The sequence below is a fragment of the Paenibacillus sp. FSL H8-0315 genome, from assembly GCF_038005365.1.
In the GTDB taxonomy this organism is placed as follows: domain Bacteria; phylum Bacillota; class Bacilli; order Paenibacillales; family Paenibacillaceae; genus Paenibacillus_AQ; species Paenibacillus_AQ odorifer.
In genome coordinates this window covers 1,013,127-1,034,164 of record NZ_JBBOTA010000001.1, presented here as the reverse complement: position 1 = coordinate 1,034,164, position 21,038 = coordinate 1,013,127, and the positions used below count along the sequence as shown (strand labels likewise).

Annotated in this window: 15 protein-coding genes; 10 read left to right on the top strand and 5 right to left on the bottom strand. The window is 43.2% G+C overall.

What is annotated here, in order from left to right:
• The first annotated feature begins 36 nt into the window (after window positions 1–36).
• From MHB56_RS04460 to MHB56_RS04445, 4 genes are all read left to right on the top strand, one after another.
• A complete protein-coding gene (locus MHB56_RS04460) occupies window positions 37–1,872 on the top strand; it encodes an ABC transporter substrate-binding protein (protein WP_341143316.1) in 1,836 nt (611 codons plus the stop codon).
• Window positions 1,873–2,006: 134 nt separating this feature from the next.
• On the top strand, window positions 2,007–3,752 hold the full coding sequence (locus tag MHB56_RS04455) for a sensor histidine kinase (protein WP_341143315.1): 1,746 nt from the start codon (window positions 2,007–2,009) through the stop codon (window positions 3,750–3,752).
• The gene (locus MHB56_RS04450; RefSeq protein ID WP_076130771.1) at window positions 3,745–5,151 is read left to right on the top strand and encodes a response regulator transcription factor; all 1,407 of its coding nucleotides are present in this window, start codon (window positions 3,745–3,747) and stop codon (window positions 5,149–5,151) included. The genes MHB56_RS04455 and MHB56_RS04450 overlap by 8 nt, the downstream gene beginning before the upstream one ends.
• Entirely contained in the window at window positions 5,148–6,815 is a 1,668-nt protein-coding gene (locus MHB56_RS04445) for an extracellular solute-binding protein (RefSeq protein ID WP_339187776.1), read from the top strand. Before MHB56_RS04450 ends, MHB56_RS04445 begins: the two co-directional genes overlap by 4 nt.
• 53 nt (window positions 6,816–6,868) lie before the next feature.
• Here MHB56_RS04445 and MHB56_RS04440 read toward each other — a convergent pair whose 3' ends face one another.
• On the bottom strand, window positions 6,869–7,288 hold the full coding sequence (locus MHB56_RS04440; RefSeq protein WP_076130769.1) for a MarR family winged helix-turn-helix transcriptional regulator: 420 nt from the start codon (window positions 7,286–7,288) through the stop codon (window positions 6,869–6,871).
• Between the two features lie 164 nt (window positions 7,289–7,452).
• On the opposite strand from MHB56_RS04440, the gene MHB56_RS04435 reads away from it, so the two are divergent.
• The gene (locus MHB56_RS04435; RefSeq protein ID WP_076278765.1) at window positions 7,453–8,913 is read left to right on the top strand and encodes an MFS transporter; all 1,461 of its coding nucleotides are present in this window, start codon (window positions 7,453–7,455) and stop codon (window positions 8,911–8,913) included.
• A 33-nt stretch (window positions 8,914–8,946) separates the two neighbouring features.
• Here MHB56_RS04435 and MHB56_RS04430 read toward each other — a convergent pair whose 3' ends face one another.
• Together MHB56_RS04430 and MHB56_RS04425 are read right to left on the bottom strand one after the other, a co-directional pair.
• The gene (locus tag MHB56_RS04430; RefSeq protein WP_076130767.1) at window positions 8,947–10,014 is read right to left on the bottom strand and encodes a glycosyltransferase WbsX family protein; all 1,068 of its coding nucleotides are present in this window, start codon (window positions 10,012–10,014) and stop codon (window positions 8,947–8,949) included.
• 13 nt (window positions 10,015–10,027) lie between these two features.
• Window positions 10,028–11,065 carry a glycosyltransferase family protein gene (locus tag MHB56_RS04425; RefSeq protein WP_076310482.1) on the bottom strand — a complete coding sequence of 346 codons (1,038 nt, stop codon included), beginning with the start codon at window positions 11,063–11,065 and terminating at the stop codon, window positions 10,028–10,030.
• Between the two features lie 207 nt (window positions 11,066–11,272).
• Here MHB56_RS04425 and MHB56_RS04420 point away from each other — a divergent pair, with 207 nt between their 5' ends.
• Window positions 11,273–11,683: a hypothetical protein gene (locus MHB56_RS04420; protein ID WP_248548519.1), complete on the top strand. Its 411-nt coding sequence runs from the start codon at window positions 11,273–11,275 to the stop codon at window positions 11,681–11,683.
• Between the two features lie 89 nt (window positions 11,684–11,772).
• Here MHB56_RS04420 and MHB56_RS04415 read toward each other — a convergent pair whose 3' ends face one another.
• Window positions 11,773–13,128 (bottom strand): PFL family protein, encoded by a 1,356-nt coding sequence (locus tag MHB56_RS04415; RefSeq protein ID WP_248548616.1) that lies wholly within the window; start codon window positions 13,126–13,128, stop codon window positions 11,773–11,775.
• Between the two features lie 17 nt (window positions 13,129–13,145).
• Window positions 13,146–13,415, bottom strand: a complete 270-nt coding sequence (locus MHB56_RS04410) for an ACT domain-containing protein (protein ID WP_036685776.1) — start codon at window positions 13,413–13,415, stop codon at window positions 13,146–13,148.
• A gap of 217 nt (window positions 13,416–13,632) precedes the next feature.
• On the opposite strand from MHB56_RS04410, the gene MHB56_RS04405 reads away from it, so the two are divergent.
• From MHB56_RS04405 to MHB56_RS04390, 4 genes are all read left to right on the top strand, one after another.
• Window positions 13,633–15,264 (top strand): diguanylate cyclase, encoded by a 1,632-nt coding sequence (locus MHB56_RS04405; protein WP_076130764.1) that lies wholly within the window; start codon window positions 13,633–13,635, stop codon window positions 15,262–15,264.
• Window positions 15,265–15,325: 61 nt separating this feature from the next.
• Window positions 15,326–15,697: a response regulator gene (locus tag MHB56_RS04400; RefSeq protein WP_076130763.1), complete on the top strand. Its 372-nt coding sequence runs from the start codon at window positions 15,326–15,328 to the stop codon at window positions 15,695–15,697.
• A complete protein-coding gene (locus MHB56_RS04395; protein ID WP_340976487.1) occupies window positions 15,684–18,944 on the top strand; it encodes an ATP-binding protein in 3,261 nt (1,086 codons plus the stop codon). Before MHB56_RS04400 ends, MHB56_RS04395 begins: the two co-directional genes overlap by 14 nt.
• A gap of 234 nt (window positions 18,945–19,178) precedes the next feature.
• A complete protein-coding gene (locus MHB56_RS04390; RefSeq protein ID WP_076309288.1) occupies window positions 19,179–21,035 on the top strand; it encodes an assimilatory sulfite reductase (NADPH) flavoprotein subunit in 1,857 nt (618 codons plus the stop codon).
• Window positions 21,036–21,038: the final 3 nt, after the last annotated feature.

The window sequence follows — 21,038 nt, the reverse complement described above, 5'->3', positions numbered from 1 at the left end:
CTATAAGTGAAGAGATGAAAGGGAGGGTATAAAGCAATGAGATTAAGAAGAGCATCGCTTGTCATGCTATCCGTAATCCTGGTCTTCGTTCTTGCAGCATGTGGCGGGGGGAATAATACGGCTAACTCGGGCAAAAACACGAGCACAGAGAAACCTACGTCGGCTGCCACGAATGCCCCGGCGGAAGAGACAGTAGCACCGGATGACGGAGCGCTTGATCATTCCAAGCCGCTGAAGCTGACTGTATTCTCAACAACCGCTAACTATGCCGGTCCACAGACTGGATGGTTTGCAAAAATTATCAAGGATAAGTTCAACATCGAAATGGAGATTGTAGCTTCAAACCTGACTGGTGGAGATACCAAAATCTCTGCAATGATGGCTTCCGGAGATCTTGGAGATATCATCATTTTCGGTGACGACAAGAACCACTATCCAAACGCCATCAAAGGAAAGCTGCTCTTGGACTGGACACAGGACGGTCTTTTGGACAAATACGGAAAAGACATTTCTAGCACTTTTCCAAAAGCTATTGAAAAAGCTAAGGTAGCTTTTGGCGGTGGATCATCAGTCTTTGGTATGGGGAACAGCGTAGCTTCTAATCCATCCGGACCTTCTGAAGGAAAAGATATGACTTGGGGTCCAGACCTGCGCTTTGATCTTTACCAACAAATTGGAGCGCCAGAAATTACAAAGATTGAAGATTATCTGCCTGTGCTGAAAAAAATGCAAGAGCTCGAGCCTAAGAATGAACAAGGCAAAAAAACCTATGCTTTCTCGATGTGGTCTGATTGGGATGGCAACTATAAAATGACATTGGCTAAACAGTTCGCTAACATGATGGGCTATGACGAAATTCCTGATACTGCTGTGTATGTTAAGGCAGATGAAGAAAAGTATTATGACTTCTTATCCGAAGATAGCTGGTACATGAAATCGCTCAAACTGTATTTTGAAGCTAACCAAATGGGTCTGGTTGATCCGGACTCTATGACGCAAAAATTTGACGATGTTGTAGCGAAATACAAAGATGGTCGTCTATTGTTCTCTTGGTTCCCATGGCTTGGAGCTGCTAACTACAATACACCAGAAAGAACAGCCGAAGGTAAAGGTTTTGCGCTGGTTCCGTTCAAAGATGAATTGATGTATTCCACAGGCTTCAATGTTTACGGTGGTAACGGTATTATTGCAATCGGCGCAAAAGCTAAGGAGCCTGCTAGAATTATGGAATTCATTAACTGGATGTACACACCGGAAGGTGCAATGATTTCTGCAGGAAGTGGTACAGCAGTACCTAACGGACCTCAAGGTCTGACTTGGGATATTGATGCAAACGGCAAACCTGCAGTGACTGATTTTGGTTGGAAAGCTTATACTGATCAACAGAATACTCAAGTTCCTGCTGAATACGGCGGGGGTGACTACTACTATGGCTCCAATCAAATGAACTTCTCGTTTGTGGTTCCGGCGATGGTGAATCCAGAGAATAGTGAGCCATTCGATCATAATCTGTGGACAACAACCCTAGAGCGTAACCCTTCCAAGCTTGATAGTGACTGGAGAGCGAAAATGGGCGTCCTGACTCCTAAGGAGTATTTTGAGAAAAACAATCTATTGGCTGTAGCACCACAAGGCTTCACTGGCAAAGAACCATTAACCATGGATAAAACAGTGGAACAAAAGAATAAACAAATCGGTACGGTTATTCAACAGATTTCCTGGAAAATGGTCTTTGCTAAAGATCAAGCGGAATACGATAAGTTGAATAAAGAAATGCATGATAAGGTAAATGGTCTTGGGTATTCCGAAGTTATGGATTTCTCGATTAAAAAGGCTGAGGAATTGTTCGAGGCCCGTAAAAGCGTTAAATAAACACGGCTAGTAACTATAAAATAAGGCGGGGCGGCGTGGAGGCTGTTCTGCCTTATTCTATTCAATTAAGGATAAATGTGGTATTCTCACATTAATATAAAACGCTTTCAGATAGAAAGAAGAGGATAATCCAGATGGTAAGAGTACCCCTGCGGAGTCATACTCCAGCTGTCAAATCCTTACGTAATACCTTATTTATCTATCTAGTAATCGGAACACTACTTCCGCTTCTCTTAGTAGGATTCGTAACCTACACCTCTATTTACTCCATCCTTTCAGGTAAAATTGGCAACGGGATCAGCGCTAGTCTGAGACAGGAAGCCTCAAGCCTGGAGAATGCCATCGACAATATGGATTTTGCCTCCAAACAGTTTGCTCTGGACGGTCAGATTGTGCAGGAGATGTCCTCATTTATTCAGGAAAAACAAATTTTTCGCAAATCGCAAATGATGAATTCCATCAACCAGAAGATCAATCTAGTCAATTTTACGAACCCTTATATTGGACTTACAGCCTACATTATGCCGGACAGCGATGATCCCGTTCTGTTCACCAACATGAGCGCACGCAGAAATTTTGATATCAGTACATTGGCGTCTTTTATGCGATATAACGGGGCTGACTATTATGGACCACATCCCACTATGTACGCTGTTGGTGATAATCTCGTATTCTCGGAGCAGCGGATTGTCCGTGTGCCGGGCCAGCATAAGCTTTATATTTATTTGGAGACGAATTATAGTTTGTTTCGCAAAATCTTCAATCAGGAGTCCTACGGGATGAAAGTAAATCATCTGCTGGTCAATCAGCAAGGTAATAGTACAAAAGTGATCGATGGCAAACTTCCGCTAAGTATTATTAAAGCTGCGGGAAGCAACTCCAATCTCACCCATGAAACGCTAAGCGGATATCATCTTTTTCGTTACGCGAGTCCTCAGGGCTGGAAACTTATTGCTGTTGTGAAAAAATCAGAATTCAACAGTGAAATTTACTCTTGGTTTTATAAAATGATCTTACTTGCCTTCTCCACCCTTCTTTTTGCCGGATTTCTGGCTTGGATCATCTGGAGGAAAATTTATGGTCCGTTGCGTAAGGTCAACCTTGAAATCAACCGAATGGCGGAAAATGTTACCGCTCCGGTAGCCTATACGAATGTGGAAGAATTTGATTTCGTGCTTACCAACTTTCAGCAGATGAAAAAACAGGTGAATGAGCTGATTGTTGCGGTTGCCCATAATGAGAAACAGAAAAGCCAATTTGAGATTGAGAAGTTGCTCAGCCAGATCAATCCTCATTTTTTGCATAATACCTTAAATACGGTACAGTGGATGGCCCGGCTAAACGGCCAGAAGGAGATCGACAAGCTGGTCACTCTTCTTGTAAAGGTGCTGCATTATAATCTGGGAAAGCAAAGCATCATTGTTACCATTGGCGAGGAAATTGAAGCGATTCGAAATTATATGGAGCTGCAGCGTATTCGTTATGATTATGAATTTGAATTTAACGTTGAAGCTGATGAGGATGTATTGTCTGTGGCTGTCCCGAGATTTTTGCTTCAGCCTCTGGTGGAGAACTCGATTTATCATGGATTAAGCGATAATGGCAAGGTAGATGTTGAGATAACGAAACATGGTGAAGGAGAGGTTCAGCTATGTGTGAGAGACAATGGCGCTGGGATGGATGCAGATACATTAGATCAGCTGTTGTCTGATGATGGAGCGAAAAAACGGGGACTTGGAATTGGTTTTTCATATGTGAACCGGATGCTTAGAACCTATTATGGAGAACAAATGAAGCTAGAGATGTTCAGTAAGCCAGGAGAAGGTACGGTTGTATCCATTGTGATTCCGAGGAAAGGTAAGGAGGACTTCGATGATTAAGGCTGTAGTTGTCGATGACGAGAGACTCGTACGAAAAGGCTTCATATCCCTGATCGACTGGTCATCCTTAGGGATTGTTATAGTTGGGGAGGCAGGTGATGGTAAATCTGCTTTGGAGCTGCTTCAACAGCAGGAAGTAGATTTATTATTTGTGGATTTGACCATGCCAGGCATTTCAGGCTTCGAGCTCATTAAAATGGTTAGACAACGGTTCGCAGGCATTCGCTGTGTTGTCCTTACTTGTCATCATGAATTTGACTATGTTCAGGAGGCTATGCGTTTAGGAGCCGTTGACTATATTGTAAAAACACTGCTTGAGATGGAAAATGCGGATGAAACCATCAGACGTCTTGTCGATCGAATTAAATGGGAGGACAATACACGGGATGCTCTGGTTCGTGGGGAAAGTAAACGTATGGCTGCTGATAAGGCTCTGCTGTATTTGCCACTAAATCATCAATGCAATGAAGAAGAATTATTTCAGCTGTCCAGCGTGAAAAATAATCCGCTCATTACTTTTCATGAGTTGTGGATGTCGCCCTTATTGCATCGTTTCTCAATAGATGAGAGCAAACGTGAGCTTAAGATCCAGCTATCCGGACGATGGCAGACCGCGCTGATCAGTGGATTGAGAGATCAACCCTTGCAGGAACTGGAGGAACAGCTCACTGCGAAATTACGCCGTATTCTATTTTATCATCCTGAACCTGAGGATTTGACCTCATTGAAATATGAAGACATAAAGAAGGAACCAGCGGCTCCCTACTCAAAACAAGAGGCGGATAATCTGCTGGAGCAAGCACAGAATTTGAAGTGGACAATTGATGGAAATGAGTGGGAGAAATTTGTAGCAAACATACTTCAGCAGAAACCCCGTTCTGATCAGTTTCTGGCGTTTGCACACTCTCTAATACAAAGCTGGAGTTCTTTACTTTTAAAGCCTGAAGATGCTGCTCAACTGGAAAGGGACATCTCCCATAATCTGAACTGGTGCCATTGGAAGAACTGGCTGCGGCGATTTTCTGATCATGTGGGACGAAGAATGCTGGAGCTTGGATTAACTAAAGAGGTTATGTCCTGTCTTATTCGTGCAGTTCGTTATATGCAGAGCCATGCAGGTGACAAAATCAATCAGAGCGACGTAGCAGCCGTCATTAATATGAGCCGTGGTTATTTCAGCCAATGTTTCGCTCGTTTTGCCGGAGAGACATTTGGTGAATGTTTACGGGGAATGCGGCTGGAGCTTGCCAAATCACTGCTGCTGGAGACTACTCTTCCCGTCTGTGAGATTGCTTCGCGGTCCGGTTTTGAGGATGATCGTTATTTCAGCAGATTGTTCAGAGAACGTATTGGTAAATTACCAAGTGAATTCCGTGCGGAGGGGAAAAACCAAATATGAAATTTTGGAAATCTATCCTCCTAGTGTGTCTGGTCATTGGAATGACATCATGTCGTGACAATATTGGTATTGTAGATTCGGTTGCAAGCCCTCAGGCAGGGGATGAGGCTACTTCTATCGCTTATAGCAAATATGAGGATCCGATTGTGATCCGAGTAGGGTTTAAGGTTCCCGACTCGCGGCTTAATACAGGTGACAGCAACGATAACAATCCAATCACCCGTTATTTAGAGAGCATTACGAATATCAAAGTGGTTCACTCCTGGGAAGCGAAGGGTGAGGATGCTTTTACGCAAAAGGTACAGCTTGCCATTGATAGCAACGATTTGCCTGATGCCATGGTTGTAGATCGTGATCAACTGAAGAAATTAATTGATAATGATATGATTGAAGATTTGACAGAGACTTATAAAATATATGGATCTGAACTTATCAAGGATATGTACAATTCTACAAAGGGTGAGGCATTAGAGGACGCTTCCCGCGATGGTAAACTATATGGATTACCGAATGTAGCTATTGATGCTGACTCTCCCGTGCTGCTCTGGGTTCGTCAGGATTGGCTGGAGAAGCTGGAGCTGCGGCCTCCTCAAACTTTTGAAGACATCGAGAAAATTGCCAAAGCTTTTATTGAAAAAGACCCTGATGGAAATGGAAAAAGAGATACCGTCGGTCTAAGCGGCTACAAAAATATCGTATATGGAACTAAACCATTAGTTAATGGTCTGGATGCTGTGTTTAGTGCATTTCACGCTTTCCCCACGAATTGGATTAAGGATAACAACGGCAATATCGTGTATGGCTCCATTACACCAGAGACCAAACAAGCGCTTGCTAAACTTGCTGATTGGTATAAACGCGGGTTGCTGGATCCGGACTTTGCACTATATAAGGAAACTCAGGAGCCTATTATTACAGGTAAATCCGGGATGTTTTTTGGTCCTTGGTGGATGCCTTATTATCCTTTATCAGAGGCAGTGGCTTTGGATACGAAGGCAGAATGGAGAGCATATGCAGCTCCAGTTGACGATTCCGGTAAGTTTGTCGCTCATTTAGCGCCGGTAACAGATCGATATCTTGTTGTGCGTAAAGGGTTTGAACATCCTGAGGCTGTAATCAAGCAATTAAACGTGTTTACAAGACTCGAAAGAAGACAGGATCCTAATCAAGAGGAGGTAAAAAAGCTGGGTGATTTCTCTGCGCAGACAGGCATTCAGCTGCGTGCATATTATCCGTTCGATCTTCTGATAGATTATAGGGATGCGATTGAGAAACATTATGCTGATATCCAGCAGGCTTTGCACGGAAAGATAGACCCGGATACATTAAATTCTGATACCCGGCTCATTTATGATCAATGGGTAGCAGAAACAGAGCAGCCCAAAAAAGATCTTGAAGGCTGGAAAGCAGCAAATGCGTATAAATACGGAGTAGCTGTGTTAACCTCAACTGCTATAGAGGGAGTGCGTGGGGTCTTTTATGGGAACACCCGGCTTATGAAGACTAAATGGCCGGAACTGCAGAATCTGGAGAATGAGACGTTCTTAAATATCATTGTGGGTGATTCACCGCTTAGTGATTTTGATGCGTTTGTAGCTAAATGGAAGAGTATGGGCGGAGAAGAGATTACGGAAGAAGTTACTGAGCTCGTAAAGCAAAAGTAAATGTGGGATGCCTCAACAGCCTAATGGCTGTGGGACATCCTTTTTCTTATGTTCTATTCTTCGTTTTTGCTGATTTTTTGCAGCAGGAAATGTAGTTGCTCTACTTCTTCATCGGTTAAATGGCCCACAAGGCTTTTATTAAATTCATCTAAGATGGACTGTAAAACTGGGAAGAAATCGATGGCTTTCGGGGTAGGATATAGAAGGTGAGAGCGTCGATCATTAGGATCGTCTTTGCGCTCGATATATCCCGAGTTCTCTAATTGCTTCACAGAACGTGCTGTAGTTGCTTTATCGAACTTCAATTCGGCAGTTAACTGATCCTGAGTAATGCCTGGCCGAGAGAGAATCAATTTAAGAAAGCTATGCTGTCCACCACTACCGATTCCATAGGGGACAAATTGCTTAACCAGTTTCTTTTGATTTTGACGGTGAAGATGGGAAATTAGCTTCCCGATAGGCTCTCTTGCCAATATAGACACCTCTTTGGGTTATATGTTCGTTCATTTGTTGCCTTGAAATAAAGTGTACAATAAAGTCGTTGCGCACGCAACTAAATTGTTGTACACTGGGTATGGCGAGTTTGGTTGCGTGCGCAACTAAACAGTGATTATTAATATTTAATGAGGTGTTAGTTATGAGTTCTGTAAGTGCAACCTATCAGGAGGATAAAGAAATTCAGAAGAAGCGCTGGATGATCTTAATTGTTCTGAATATTTTTACGTTTATGTCCACCCTTGATGGTAGTATTGTCAATATTGCTCTGCCTGAGCTATCCAAACAACTGAAGCTGCCCATGGCGCAAATCGAATGGGTAACAACAGGATATTTAATGGCGATCTGTGCGGCGATCCTTTTCTTCGGCAAGCTTGGAGATATCGTAGGAAAGATTCGAATTTTTAAGATTGGCACGATTGTATTTGTTATTGGATCTATGCTGTGTGGGCTTAGTGTAAGCTTACCAGCCTTAATTGCTTCGCGCGTAATTCAAGCCTTAGGTGCTTCGATGACCATGGCGAACAGTCAGGGAATTGTTACGGATATCTTTCCTGCCACGGAGCGTGGTAAAGCCCTTGGTTTCATTGGTACATTCGTGTCTCTGGGAAGTATAGCCGGTCCAAGTCTAGGCGGGATTATGGTTTCCACCTTAGGCTGGGAGTATATCTTTTGGGTAAACGTCCCTATTGGCCTGATCGCTATATTTTTTGGATGGAAGGTATTGCCTAAGGATTTAACGAGAGTGAAATCTTCGATTGATGTGCCGGGCAGTTTACTGTTCGCTGTCTTTATCATTACTTTGTTCGCAGGATTATTACTAGGTCAACAGCTTGGATATGGTAACAGCTTAATTGTTACATCAATAATTGTTGCTGTAGTCAGCTTCGTTGCTTTCATATGGATGGAGCTTCGCAGAAAAGAACCGCTGTTGCAGCTGTCATTATTTAAGAATCCGTTGTTTTCTTTAAGTATCTTATGTGGTTTTCTCGTATTTACAGCGAATTTCTGCTTCAATATTATCGCGCCGTTTTATGCACAGAACATGCTTAATTTATCGCCATTCTATGCAGGCTTTTTGTTAATGCTGTTGCCGATATGTATGGTAGTCGTGGCTCCAATGAGTGGAGCGCTATCGGATAAAATAGGCTCGGAATTTTTGACTTTTGCAGGGCTGGTGGTCATGGTTATTGCGCAGTTCGGATTAGCACAGCTTCATGTAGGAAGCTCTGTTGTGCTGGTAGGTGTGTGGATCGCTATGCTGGGGATAGGAAGTGGTTTATTTCAATCGCCGAACAATTCGCTTGTCATGTCTAAGGTACCAAGAACACAGCTTGGTTCTGCGGGTAGTGTCAATTCGTTAGTTCGTAATGTGGGTATGGTTGTCGGCATAACAATTGCTACTACAATTCTTTTTCAAGTGATGAGCAGTAAAGCCGGCTATAGGGTGACAGGGCTAGTTCCTGGTCGGCCAGAGTTATTTATCGAGGGCATGCATGTAGTGTTTGTAACCTCGGCATCGATATGTCTAGTGGCTGCTTTATTAACTGGCTGGAGATTGGTGAGTGCAAGAAGCGCTAGAGTGCAGTCATCGGAAAGATAACATACCATGAAAAAGATCCTTCTGGCGCTACGGCTAAGAAGGATCTTCTTTGTGATGAAACTGTAAGGCTTCCTTAACGGCTTGCAAGTATTGATATTGATAACGTACATCCGGTTCTAGGTAGGCCCCTTCAGCCCATTCATTCCAGGCGTTGATATAAATATATTCACTTTTGAACATTTTTTTGGCGCGCTCAATTTGTCGTGAAAGGTATTGGCCGAATTTTTGAGGATTAGCGCCTAAGGTGCTTTGTCCGGCAGGGCCTTTACGTGGTGTGTTATCCCAGTTGACAAAGGCTCCCGGATATATGATTTCTCCGTCTCTATGGGGTGTCCGCTCCAACATAGATTCCCATAACTCATCATAATCAATTACGATATGCCTCTGATCCTCCACCTGCTTTGAGCTCCATAAATGCTTAACCCCGCCATGTGCGAATGTGTAATGCGGCTCAAATTCCAGACTGGCATCGAATCCTTGCTCTTTCTTTAGGGGGAAACCGCCCAGTGTCCGGACCAGATGAAGTCCTTTAAGTCCGTTCTGCAGAGCCAATTCGCGCCAATATTGAAGCATTTCTTCACAGTGCGGGATACTAGCAGACCGATAAATGATAAAGACAGGCTTATCCTCCACCCGGATATAACGATCATCTTTGAAGGCTTCCAGTAAAGCATAAAAGTGCATTCGCCAATCCCGTTCTTCTCCGTATTCCTGTGGCATCAGGACATCCTCTTCGGTGCCATCCCAGCTACGTGTCCAGGGTTCGTTAGCCCAAGAAAGGCAAAAGGGGAAGTCAGGCTCTTTGCTAGCAAGAATCTGCTGAACCGGTTGTTCCAGCAGTCGCCTGCCATTAAACCAATAGTGATAATAACAAAAACCGTAAATGCCATGAGCCTTTGCGGTCTCTGCCTGCCATTGTTTCACTTTAGGATCCGTTAAATCATAGTAGTTATTATTTAATGGCTTCTTGGGCTGATCATGTTCAGGATAAAGGGCTGCAGCCTTCCTGACATTCGTCCATTCTGTAAAACCCTCACCCCACCAGGAATCGTTCTCTGAGATCTGATGAAACTGAGGCAATACAAAAGCAATGCATTTCAAGTCAGGTCACCCCCTATGGTTCCTTGAATATTTTTCTCAGCAGTAACTTTCCTTGCTGGATATAAGAATGGTTATATTTAAGTTCCTTTAGGGCACGAGAGGCAGAAATTCTTCTTTCTTCACTATGTGAAAAATAGTGCTTAAAGCTATCGGAGAGCTCTTTGAAGTTCTGGAAACGAATGAGATCTTCTTCTGCAATTCGGTAATTATGAAGATGGGGATGATCCTCCACTAACTGAAATACACCGCAAGCGGTGACCTCCATAATCTGCTGCACAGAACCAGTGCAATTGATGACGATTTTTGCTCCATTATAATAGCTGGACATATCTTTACTATGGGTGATATCAATGAAATTTCTGGGGGGTTCCCAACCACGCCCGTCGATCATTACCTTAAGGCCTTGAAGTAGGTCTGAATACGCCAACGTGTAAAGCACACTATCGATTTGAAAATCGCCCAGAATGAGTACATCACTCTGATAACAGTCCTCCACACGTCTTGGATAATAGAGATCCGTATCCGCAGCATATGGGAGATAGCTGGAGTGTTTGCCCCATAAACCCTGGTAATAGATCAGATTAGCTATGTTCTGTGTGAAAATATAATCGAATAACAATGCCAGATTACGTTCTGTTGGAGTAAGACAAGCGGCATCTGCCATCCATACCGCTTTGGGAACATTGGAAGCTTTCAGAGCAGGGAGGTTCTCCTCCGGAAATAGGGTCTCCGATCCTAGAGCTAATATTAGATCAGGTTGAAAATGGGCTAAATATTCCTCCAGATTATGCTGGAATTTAATAGCAAGTACTTCTTTGACCAGATGCCTTAGTTGATCTTTAAAAAGTCGTACATTAGGCATTTTACCGCTTGCCTCTGTAGGAACCAGCAGCAATATTCTTAATTGTTTGAGTTCCCGTTGCAAAGGCTCTGCTCTATAAGAGTTCATCTCTAGGATGAGGTTATGGTGTTGCGATGGATTAACTTGGCTGATGGTGACTTCGTGACTTGAAGGCCTTTCAGGAGTGAGCCTATTAGCTGTCTTCTTCATAATTCCTCCTGTGTTCTGTGGAGCCAGTCGTCCGCTCTAGCACCGAGTCTTGCTAATCATTATATGTGTAGGGGGTTATTTTGACTTTAGGTATAAGACCATTAATCAGAGTCTCGAAGATAAAAAGCGGATTTAGTGAAAGCTGTATATCTATCTATGACAGGGCTGGCTTGTTTAACATAAGATATACTATAAAACCTGAAAGGGATGATCGCCTTGCCAACCTTCGATAGCGTTCTAGTTACAGGAAGTCAGACCATTCAAAATGATCTGCACGTTAATGGAAATGAGACTATCGATTCGAATCTGCATTTGAATGGTAGTCAGACTATAATGGGAAGCCTAAATGTGAACGGCAGTGAATCCATACTCGGTCATCTGGGGGTTACCGGTGAAATTAGCGGGGCAGGCACCATCAGAGCTGCAACCCGGTTGATCGCTACGAACCAAGCAACATTGCCACCAGGCGCTCCTACCAGCCTGCAACAGGTTCGATACTTTTCTGTAGGTGCTGTAGGTCAGACGGGTCTCGTGCTGAAGGGCACAGATGGAAATGATTATGTATTATTTATCGATTTGACTGGCGGAACGCCTAATATCGGCATTCAACGGGCTTAATCAAGATAAACTAATATTCTAAGCTTTAGAATATAAAAAAACAGCAAGTCTCCTAAGTACAAATAGGGACTTGCTGTTAGAGGTTTCTATTAATTCTTAAAGCTATGAATTGGTGCAGGGATTCGTCCGCCACGATTAACGAAATTCGCGCAGTTGAAGCCATTCACTGCCATAACTGGTGCATATCCGAGCAGGCCGCCAAATTCGACCATTTCACCAACGTCCTTGCCGATTACTGGAATCACGCGAACCGCAGTGGTTTTGTTATTCACCATGCCGATTGCAGCTTCATCCGCGATGATGCCGGAAATGGTCTCCTTGGTAGTGCTTCCTGGGATAGCGATCATATCCAGTCCTACGGAACACACACAGGTCATAGCTTCCAGCTTCTCTAGTGTAAGGGCACCCCGCTGAACCGCTTGAATCATGCCATGATCTTCACTGACCGGAATAAAGGCTCCACTAAGTCCACCTACATAGGAGGAGGCCATTACGCCACCTTTTTTAACATTGTCATTTAGGATCGCCAGAGCAGCGGTTGTTCCCGGAGCGCCAGCTTCCTCCAGACCCATGACTTGAAAGATTTCGGCAATGGAATCTCCGATTTCTGGAGTAGGAGCTAAGGATAGATCGATAATCCCAAAAGGAACATTCATCCGTTTGGAAGCCTCTTGAGCAACTAGCTGACCGACACGTGTGACTTTGAAGGCTGTCCGTTTAATGGTTTCACATAAGGTTTCAAAATCCTGCCCTCTAACCTCTTCAAGCGCACGTTTGATGACACCAGGACCGCTGACGCCAACGTTGATGACACATTCCCGCTCTCCAACCCCGTGAAATGCTCCGGCCATAAAAGGGTTGTCCTCAACGGCATTACAGAAGACTACCAGCTTGGCGCAGCCGATGGAATCCCGATCCTTGGTGCGTTCCGCAGTTTGGATAATGATATCGCCCATTAATTTCACAGCATCCATGTTGATTCCACTTCTGGAGGAACCGACATTGACCGAGGAGCAGACTCTTTCAGTGACTGCCAATGCTTCTGGAATACTGTCGATCAGAATACGATCGCCTTTGGTGCAGCCTTTTTGTACAAGTGCAGAGAAGCCGCCGATAAAGTTAACGCCTACCTCTTTTGCAGCCTTGTCCAGGATTTCAGCAACAGGTACATAGGTATCTGTCTTCACCGCACCAGCGGCAATAGCGATGGGTGTGACAGAGATCCGTTTGTTAACGATAGGAACCCCAAATTGTCTTTCCAGATCTTCACCCGTCTTTACGAGCTTTTCAGCGGATCTGGTGATTTTGTCATATACATTTTGATTAAAGGTGCGCATATCCGTGTGGGCACAATCCATGAGGCTGATCCCCATCGTTATGGTACGCACATCCAGATTCATTTCACGAATCATCTTATTCGTTTCTTGTACTTCCACTAGTGATATCATGGTCAGCCATCCTCCTAGATTCGGTGCATAATATTAAAAATATCCTCATGCTGAAGCTTGATTTCCACGCCAATCGATTCGCCAAGCAAATGTAATTCCTCTACAATATTCTCAAAAGCTTTAGTTGAGCTAGAAATGTCTACAATCATCATCATGTTAAAATAATCTTGAACAATCGTCTGCGAAATATCCAGAATGTTCAAATTGTGTTCGGCTAGATATGTACATACTTTAGCGATAATCCCTACTTTATCTTTTCCTAATACAGTAATAATCCCCTTCATGAATACAGCCTCCCTTTGTATTTGTTGATTTCACCGTGTATACGGAATGAACCATTCCAACTATTATTGCAAATGATGAAACAAGCTTCAACCAAAGGTTTTTTGTCAGTTTGATTAAATATTTGTTTTGGCAGCTGAAATTATAGAAAATTCATTTGACAGCCTATAAAAAATGTGATGAACTGAGAGTTTGATATGATAGTCTGAAGGAGTAAATATGACTACACAAAAATATAAAGACATGGTTGAGCAAAGAACGAAGATGACCCTCCAGGAATGGACGGAACAGGCGGAAGTGAAGGAAAAGGACATTTATCGTTTTTTGCATAATTTAAAAGGCACTGCTGGAACTGTCGGATTACCAGATGTCGAACAATTTGCCGAGGATACGCTGCCCTATTTCATGGAAAGCAGTCTTAAGAGTTGGTCAGTCGAGGAATGGGGGGATTATTTATATCCACTGATTCCATTGTTTAATGTCCATTCATTGGCAGCTTCAAGCTCTGTCAAAGCATTGGATAAAAAGGGACCTGCTGAGACACTCACGCAGAATGATATTCTTCTTATCGACGATGATGTAGAGTTAGTTGCTTATCTGAAAGAGTCGTTGGAGAGGCAGAATTACTATGTAAGCATTGCCTTATCTGCTGAACGGGGACTCAAAATCTTTTATGAAACGAAACCAGATCTCATTCTGCTGGATATTCTTTTACCGGATAAAAGCGGGATTGAGGTGTTGAACCAAATTATCGGCAAGGCTAAAAAAGAACGAATTCCCATTATCATTATAAGTGGGGAGTACTCCAAAGCGACGCAAATGCAGGCGTATTCGCTGGGGGTGATGGATTTTTTGCCGAAGCCTGTAGATATTGATTTATTTCTGGTATTGATCAAAAATCGCTTTCAGCTCAAAAGAGAATGGCAGGAGTCCATCATCGTCGATGATTTGACCGGCGCATTTAATCGCAAACACTTCAATCAAGTCATGAAGCAGCTGATTGGTGATTTTAAGCGGACCAACCGCGTATTTTCGTTAGCGCTGATTGATTTGGATTATTTTAAAAACGTTAATGATACATATGGGCACCTAATCGGAGACGAAGTGCTGCAGGGCTTTTCCGAGCTTGTGAAGAATTCCATCCGTCTGGAGGATACCTTTTGCCGTTATGGGGGAGAAGAGTTTGCAGTGTTTTTACCTCACACGGATGCGGAATCTGCAATGTTGGTTATACAACGTATTCAAGAGCGGTTTGCGGCGACTGACTTTTTTGCGAAAAATGAAATCTTTCATGTGACTATCTCTAGCGGGATTTCTGAGGTAACAGATGCCGAGAATATAGCCGATAAATTGATTGAGGAAGCAGATCAGGCTCTTTATGCCAGTAAGCATGCTGGAAGGAATCAGACAACGCTTTATTCGGACCATTTATCCACTACTAAAAAGCATTCGGTTCTGAATGTGATTGTTGTGGATGACGATACGCTAATTCGGAGAATTGTGACCAGTCAGTTCGCCATTTGGGAGCCGGAGAATATTGCTGAGGTGAAGGTTAGCAGCTATGCGAATGGGCTTGATTTCCTGCAATCGGATTGGTATGCCGTGGATGAGAAGTATATTATTTTGCTGGATGGTGTGATGCCTGATCTGGATGGAGTAGAAGTTCTGGAAAGAATCCGCAAAACGTATCCGGAAGTAAATATATTAGTGATCATGTTGACGGGAAGAAACAATCAGGCGGATATTGTACATGCCCTGCAGATGGGTGCCGATGATTATGTAGTCAAACCGGTCCATATGCCTGAGTTATTGTCGAGGATAGAGCGGTTGGCTCATAGATTTTTGTTCTAATTGGGTTCTGAATATGTTGTGAGCACCAGGAGAGATCTAAAGCGGAGGGAACTAGGCAGCTATGCAAAAGGTAATGGTAGTGGATGATGAAGAAGTATTACGAATGTTAATCGTAGACACCTTAGAAGATTTGGAAGACGTGGAGATCCACACTGCCGAGAACGGATTAGAGGCGCTTTCAAAATTGTCACAGGATCATTATGATTTGGTGATATTGGATTATATGATGCCTGAAATGACAGGGATTGAAGTCCTAGGTCAACTGGATGATGAGAAAAAGAAGGCTACAGCTATTTTAATGTTAACAGCCAAAGCCCAAGATGTAGATCGTCTTCGAGCGGTAGATGCAGGCGCACGTTATTTTATGCCAAAACCTTTTAGTCCGATGGAACTCTTGCAGATTGTGGAGGGGATCCTAAGTGACAAAGGGTAGCAGCTCTAATCACAGTATTAAAAATAGATATTTTCGTATCATTGCCTTGGTTTTTTCGTTAATCATTCTTATGGGATCTGTATTTTTGTTTTTCATAAACAATGAGCAGAACAAATTAAGTAGAGACCGTGAAGTTCTGCAAAATAAGGCGGACACGATTAACGAATTGGCGACTGCGTTAAATGAGGTTTTTTTCCGAGCGAGGGGATTCAGCGCACTTAAGAGTGACAATGAATTAGAGCTCTTAAACTTAGGACTTGTTAACTTTGATAAGATTCTGGATACCTATTCTAATCTCAATTTATCTCCGGAAGAAGCCTTGTTTAGAGATGGTTTGAAAGCATTTTATGTTCAGTACAAAACTAAAGTTTTGCCGGAAGCGATTCGGTTTGTCGAGGCAGACGATTATGTGTCTTTGAGAGCTCTATCCGCAGATGGCAACACGAAATCAGTAAATGATTTTTTAATGTATACAAAAGAGTACAAGCAACGATCCGATGCCGCATTAAATACTATGGCTATGGATTACATCAAACGTGCCAATGAGTTTACCTTTATCGCATTCTTTTTCAGCACGATTATTCTGCTAATCTTCACCTTTATGATCTGGCGGATTCTGAAGAACCTAATAGATCCTATTCTGAAGCTGGAAGGGGCAACCCATTCCCTGGCTGCAGGAGAAGAAATTCTTCTGGGCAAGCTTAAGAATCAAGATGAAATTGGCCGACTTTATGATGCTTTTCTAAATATGGCTAGAAGTATTCAAGATAAAGAAGAAGAATTGATGATGCAGAATGAAGAGCTGCATGCGCAGCAGGATGAACTTCAGGATCAGCAATATAGGCTGCAGCGCTCGCTTAGTGAAATTGAGAGTATGATGAAAGCCTTGGATCAATCGTCTGCGGTGGGGATCCTTACTGCTAAAGGTGTCTTTACCTACGCGAATGATAATTTAAGTGGATATACCCGCTATAAAAAGTCTGAGATTATCGGTTACACCTATAAGTTATTTGAACTTTATAATCTCTCTGATGAGGGTTATCAGAAAATCTTTAACAAATTAAATACAGGCGGAGTGTGGAACAATGAGCTGCAGATTCTAGCCAAAGACGGATTGCCCATCTGGCTGCATCTGACGATTGTGCCTTACCTGAATGAAGAGGGTGTGATTTATCAATACATCCTTATTGCGAACGATATCACCTCAATGAAAAGCGTGCAGCAGGAGCTAGCCGAAACGTTAAAAAACACAGAACAGACCAAGATGATGCTTGAACTTAATAATCAGCTAAATCATGATATTACTTATACTTTGGATAAACATGAATTTGCCGATAAGTTTATTGAGTTTATGCATCGCCTGTATGCCTTTGATTCGAGTTTCTTCCTGCTTGTGAAAGATAATATTGCGGCTGTGAAAGGCATTCCCCAGGAGAATGTGGAGCGTTATCTTGATCATGAGAATAATGAGATGTTATATCGCTTGCAAGCGGAAAAAACGTACCTAATCAAGCGCCTGGCCACACAATCAGAGCAAGGGATTTCTGCGAGTGAGGTCTATGTTTACGACTTCTACACTACTGTTGTGAACGCAGAGGATGAGATTCTTGCAGTGTTCTGTGGCAGCCGGATTGGTCATTCCTTCAGCAAAGAAGAGATTAATGAGGTTCAAGGGATGATGAACCGCGTAGCGCTGGCGATTGAACGTTTATTCATGTATGAAGAGATTGAACATGGCCGTAAGCTGAATCGGGACATCGTAAATAATGTGAACGAGGGCATACAATTTGTGAATACAGAAGGTATGCTCCTGCAGATGAATAAAGCGTTGAGCAACATTTTTAATTATGAGTGGACAGAAGGAGCTTTGATTCCCCGTCAGAAATGGATGGATTATTTCATTGAGCACTCGAATGAGAATCATGAACTTCGGATGTTTTTTGAAAAAGCGATTGCTGAGGATGCTCTGGAATCGAGCAGCATGCAATACTCCATTGGAACTGAATCGATGAAGCATATTGATGTGTATGCGATCCCTGTATTCCGTCGCGAACTGCGTATTGGTACATTGTTTGTCTACAGAGATATCACTAGAGAATATGAGCTGGATCTTATGAAATCTGATCTTGTCAGTACGGTAAGTCATGAGCTAAGAACACCGCTATCGAGTGTACTTGGTTTCACAGAACTGTTATTATCTAAGACCATGAAGCCTGAGAAGCAGCTTAAATATCTGGAGACGATTCATAAAGAAGCTAAACGACTGACGGAGCTCATTAATGATTTTCTTGATTTGCAGAGAATGGAGTCAGGTAAGCAGCAATATATCACGGAGCATTTGAATCTCAGTGAAATTGTATTAGGCGTAATTGATCAATATAAACTGAGCAGTACCCATCATGTACTCCTAGTGGATGAGGCTTTGAATGCGGATGTTGACGTGGACAAGGATAAGATTGTCCAAGTTCTGACGAATCTGTTAAGTAATGCGATTAAATTCTCGCCTGATAACAATGAAGTTAAAGTACTGCTGCATAACGAGTCGGATAGAATTATTGTACGTATCCAGGATAATGGTCTTGGCATTCCTAAGGATCAAATAGGACAGCTATTCCAAAAATTCAGAAGAGTGGATAATAGCGCCTCTAAAAGAATTGGAGGAACAGGACTCGGGCTTGCCATCTGTAAGGAGATCATTGAGAAGCAAAAGGGAAATATCGGTATAGATTCCGTTGAAGGAGAGGGCACTACCGTCTGGTTTAGCCTTCCTATTCTCCATGCGGAAGCGAGCCGGCAACAGGATGAGCTTAATAAATGGAGCACCGATAAAGAGCACAAGCCTAATGTGATGATCGTTGAAGATGATTACAGTCTATCGTTGCTTTTATCAGAAGAGCTTAAAGGGAAGGGCTTCCGTGTTACCCATCATTACCATCCACAGCAAGCTTTTGATCAGGCCTTGAAAACACCATTTGTGGCGATTGTGGTAGATTTGATGTTGGGTGAAGAGCTGGATGGTTGGGATTTGATCCGAATGCTTAAAGAAGATCCAAGAACTGAAAATATACCTATCGTTATTTCTTCTGCTCTGGATCAATCGGATAAGAACCAATTAAACGATGTAATTCAAAAATATTTAACTAAACCTTATCCGCCCGGCGAGCTGTCGAATACGCTTGAGGAGATAGTGAAGATTAAGACGGGGAGCGGCGAGGTGTTGTTTCCCGAAAGTAAGCAAAAATTATAGCTTTTATTTATCACAATATTTTATAAATAGTATCACTTTTTATAATGAAACCGATCAAAACAGGTTAAATCATACTGTTTTGATCGGTTTTTAAGTACTTTATAGATGATTTTTCAATAAAATACAATTATTAGGGTAAATCGACATCATTGATCGTTTACAATTATTGTGATAGCCTGATTTCATGAGGTACGGATCATCAGAAGATTTCATGTTTAGGAGAGGTGGATATTGTTGCAACTACAGGTAACGAACAGTCCTTTTAACGAGAGCCAAGTCGAGCTACTCAATCGTCTTCTACCATCCTTAACGGAGACACAGCAAATATGGCTTAGCGGTTATTTGTCAGCCATGGGCTTTACTACTGCACCATCGGCAGGTGCCGGGGTTCAAGCAGTACAATCAAATACGATAGGAAATGTGGAAGGTAGTGCCGTTAGTCAACCTGCAGCTTCACGTGAAGTGACCGTGTTGTTTGGGTCCCAGACAGGGAACTGCCAACGGCTGGCTGGGAGCTTGTCCCGCAAGCTGGAGGAGCAAGGATTTCAGGTCACACTCACTGCGATGAACAGCTTTAAGCCCAATGCGCTTAAGAAGGTTGAGAACCTCCTATTGCTGGTCAGTACACATGGTGAAGGCGAGCCGCCAGATAATGCACGGATGTTCCATGAATTTCTCTATAGCAAAAGAGCTCCTCAATTAGAGAATCTGAAGTTCTCAGTGCTGGCACTGGGGGATACCTCCTATGAATTCTTTTGTCAGACCGGCAAGGACTTCGATCAGCGGCTTGAGGAACTTGGCGGCAAGCGGTTAAGTCCACGTGTGGATTGTGATCTTGATTATGATGATTCGGTTACCGAGTGGTTTGAAGGCGTCATTAGTGCCTTAAATGCACATTTAAATGCTCCGGCCATTGCGGCAAAAGCGGTTCAAGCTGCAGAAGACGCAGATTCTCAGGAGCCTTTGTATACCCGCAACAATCCTTTTAAAGCGGAAGTATTGGAGAATCTAAATCTGAACGGACGTGGTTCTGACCGGGAGACCCGCCATTTGGAGCTATCCCTAGAAGGTTCTAACATACAATTTGAGCCAGGGGATGCGCTGGGTGTCTATCCGGAGAATCATCCTGAATTGGTAGACGCTATTATTCATACTATGGGCTGGAATCCTAATGATATTGTTCCTTTTAATAAAAAAGGGGAAGACGGCACCTTACGTGAGGCCCTTCTTCACCACTATGAAATCACTGTATTGACCAAACCGTTACTTGAACAAGCGGCGAAGTTATCTTCTTCTAACCAATTAAGTGATCTATTGTCGCCAGAACGTGCGCAACAGCTTAAGGAATATATTCAAGGCCGCGATCTGCTCGATTTAGTTCAGGACTTCTCTCCATGGGAGGGTTCGGCCAGTAGCTTTGTGACTATTTTGCGCAAGCTTCCGGCACGACTCTATTCAATTGCCAGCAGCTATAAAGCTAATCCAGATGAGGTTCATTTAACGGTTAGAGCTGTACGTTATGAGGCACATGGCCGTGAGCGTTATGGGGTCTGCTCGGTACATTGTGCTGAAAGAGTCCAGCCGGGAGATACGTTGCCCATCTACATTCAACATAATCCGAACTTTAAGCTTCCGACGAATCCTGATGCACCGATCATTATGATTGGACCGGGCACAGGTGTTGCACCCTTCCGCTCTTTCCTGGAGGAACGTGGCGAGCTTGGGGCGGAAGGTAAATCATGGCTGTTCTACGGAGATCGGCATTTTGTGACGGACTTCCTCTATCAGACGGACTGGCAGAGAATGCTTAAAGACGGCTTGTTAACTAAGCTGGATGTTGCTTTCTCCCGTGATACCGAAGAGAAAGTATATGTTCAGCATCGCATTCTGGAAAAGAGCCGCGAGGTCTACGAATGGCTGCAAGCGGGAGCTCATATTTACATTTGCGGAGACGAGAAGCATATGGCACATGATGTTCATTCTGCTCTGATTACTGTCATCCAGCATGAGGGTGGTTTGAGTCCTGAAGAAGCGGCAGCTTATTTGGATAATATGCAGCAGGCGCAGCGCTACCAACGTGATGTTTACTAATGG

Bases quoted from the DNA above. Each gene is read 5' to 3' on its own strand.
- MHB56_RS04460 (WP_341143316.1), top strand. From the start codon at position 37: ATGAGATTAAGAAGAGCATCGCTTGTCATGCTATCCGTAATCCTGGTC.
- MHB56_RS04455 (WP_341143315.1), top strand. From the start codon at position 2,007: ATGGTAAGAGTACCCCTGCGGAGTCATACTCCAGCTGTCAAATCCTTA.
- MHB56_RS04450 (WP_076130771.1), top strand. From the start codon at position 3,745: ATGATTAAGGCTGTAGTTGTCGATGACGAGAGACTCGTACGAAAAGGC.
- MHB56_RS04445 (WP_339187776.1), top strand. From the start codon at position 5,148: ATGAAATTTTGGAAATCTATCCTCCTAGTGTGTCTGGTCATTGGAATG.
- MHB56_RS04435 (WP_076278765.1), top strand. From the start codon at position 7,453: ATGAGTTCTGTAAGTGCAACCTATCAGGAGGATAAAGAAATTCAGAAG.
- MHB56_RS04425 (WP_076310482.1), bottom strand. From the start codon at position 11,065: ATGAAGAAGACAGCTAATAGGCTCACTCCTGAAAGGCCTTCAAGTCAC.
- MHB56_RS04420 (WP_248548519.1), top strand. From the start codon at position 11,273: ATGATCGCCTTGCCAACCTTCGATAGCGTTCTAGTTACAGGAAGTCAG.
- MHB56_RS04410 (WP_036685776.1), bottom strand. From the start codon at position 13,415: ATGAAGGGGATTATTACTGTATTAGGAAAAGATAAAGTAGGGATTATC.
- MHB56_RS04405 (WP_076130764.1), top strand. From the start codon at position 13,633: ATGACTACACAAAAATATAAAGACATGGTTGAGCAAAGAACGAAGATG.
- MHB56_RS04400 (WP_076130763.1), top strand. From the start codon at position 15,326: ATGCAAAAGGTAATGGTAGTGGATGATGAAGAAGTATTACGAATGTTA.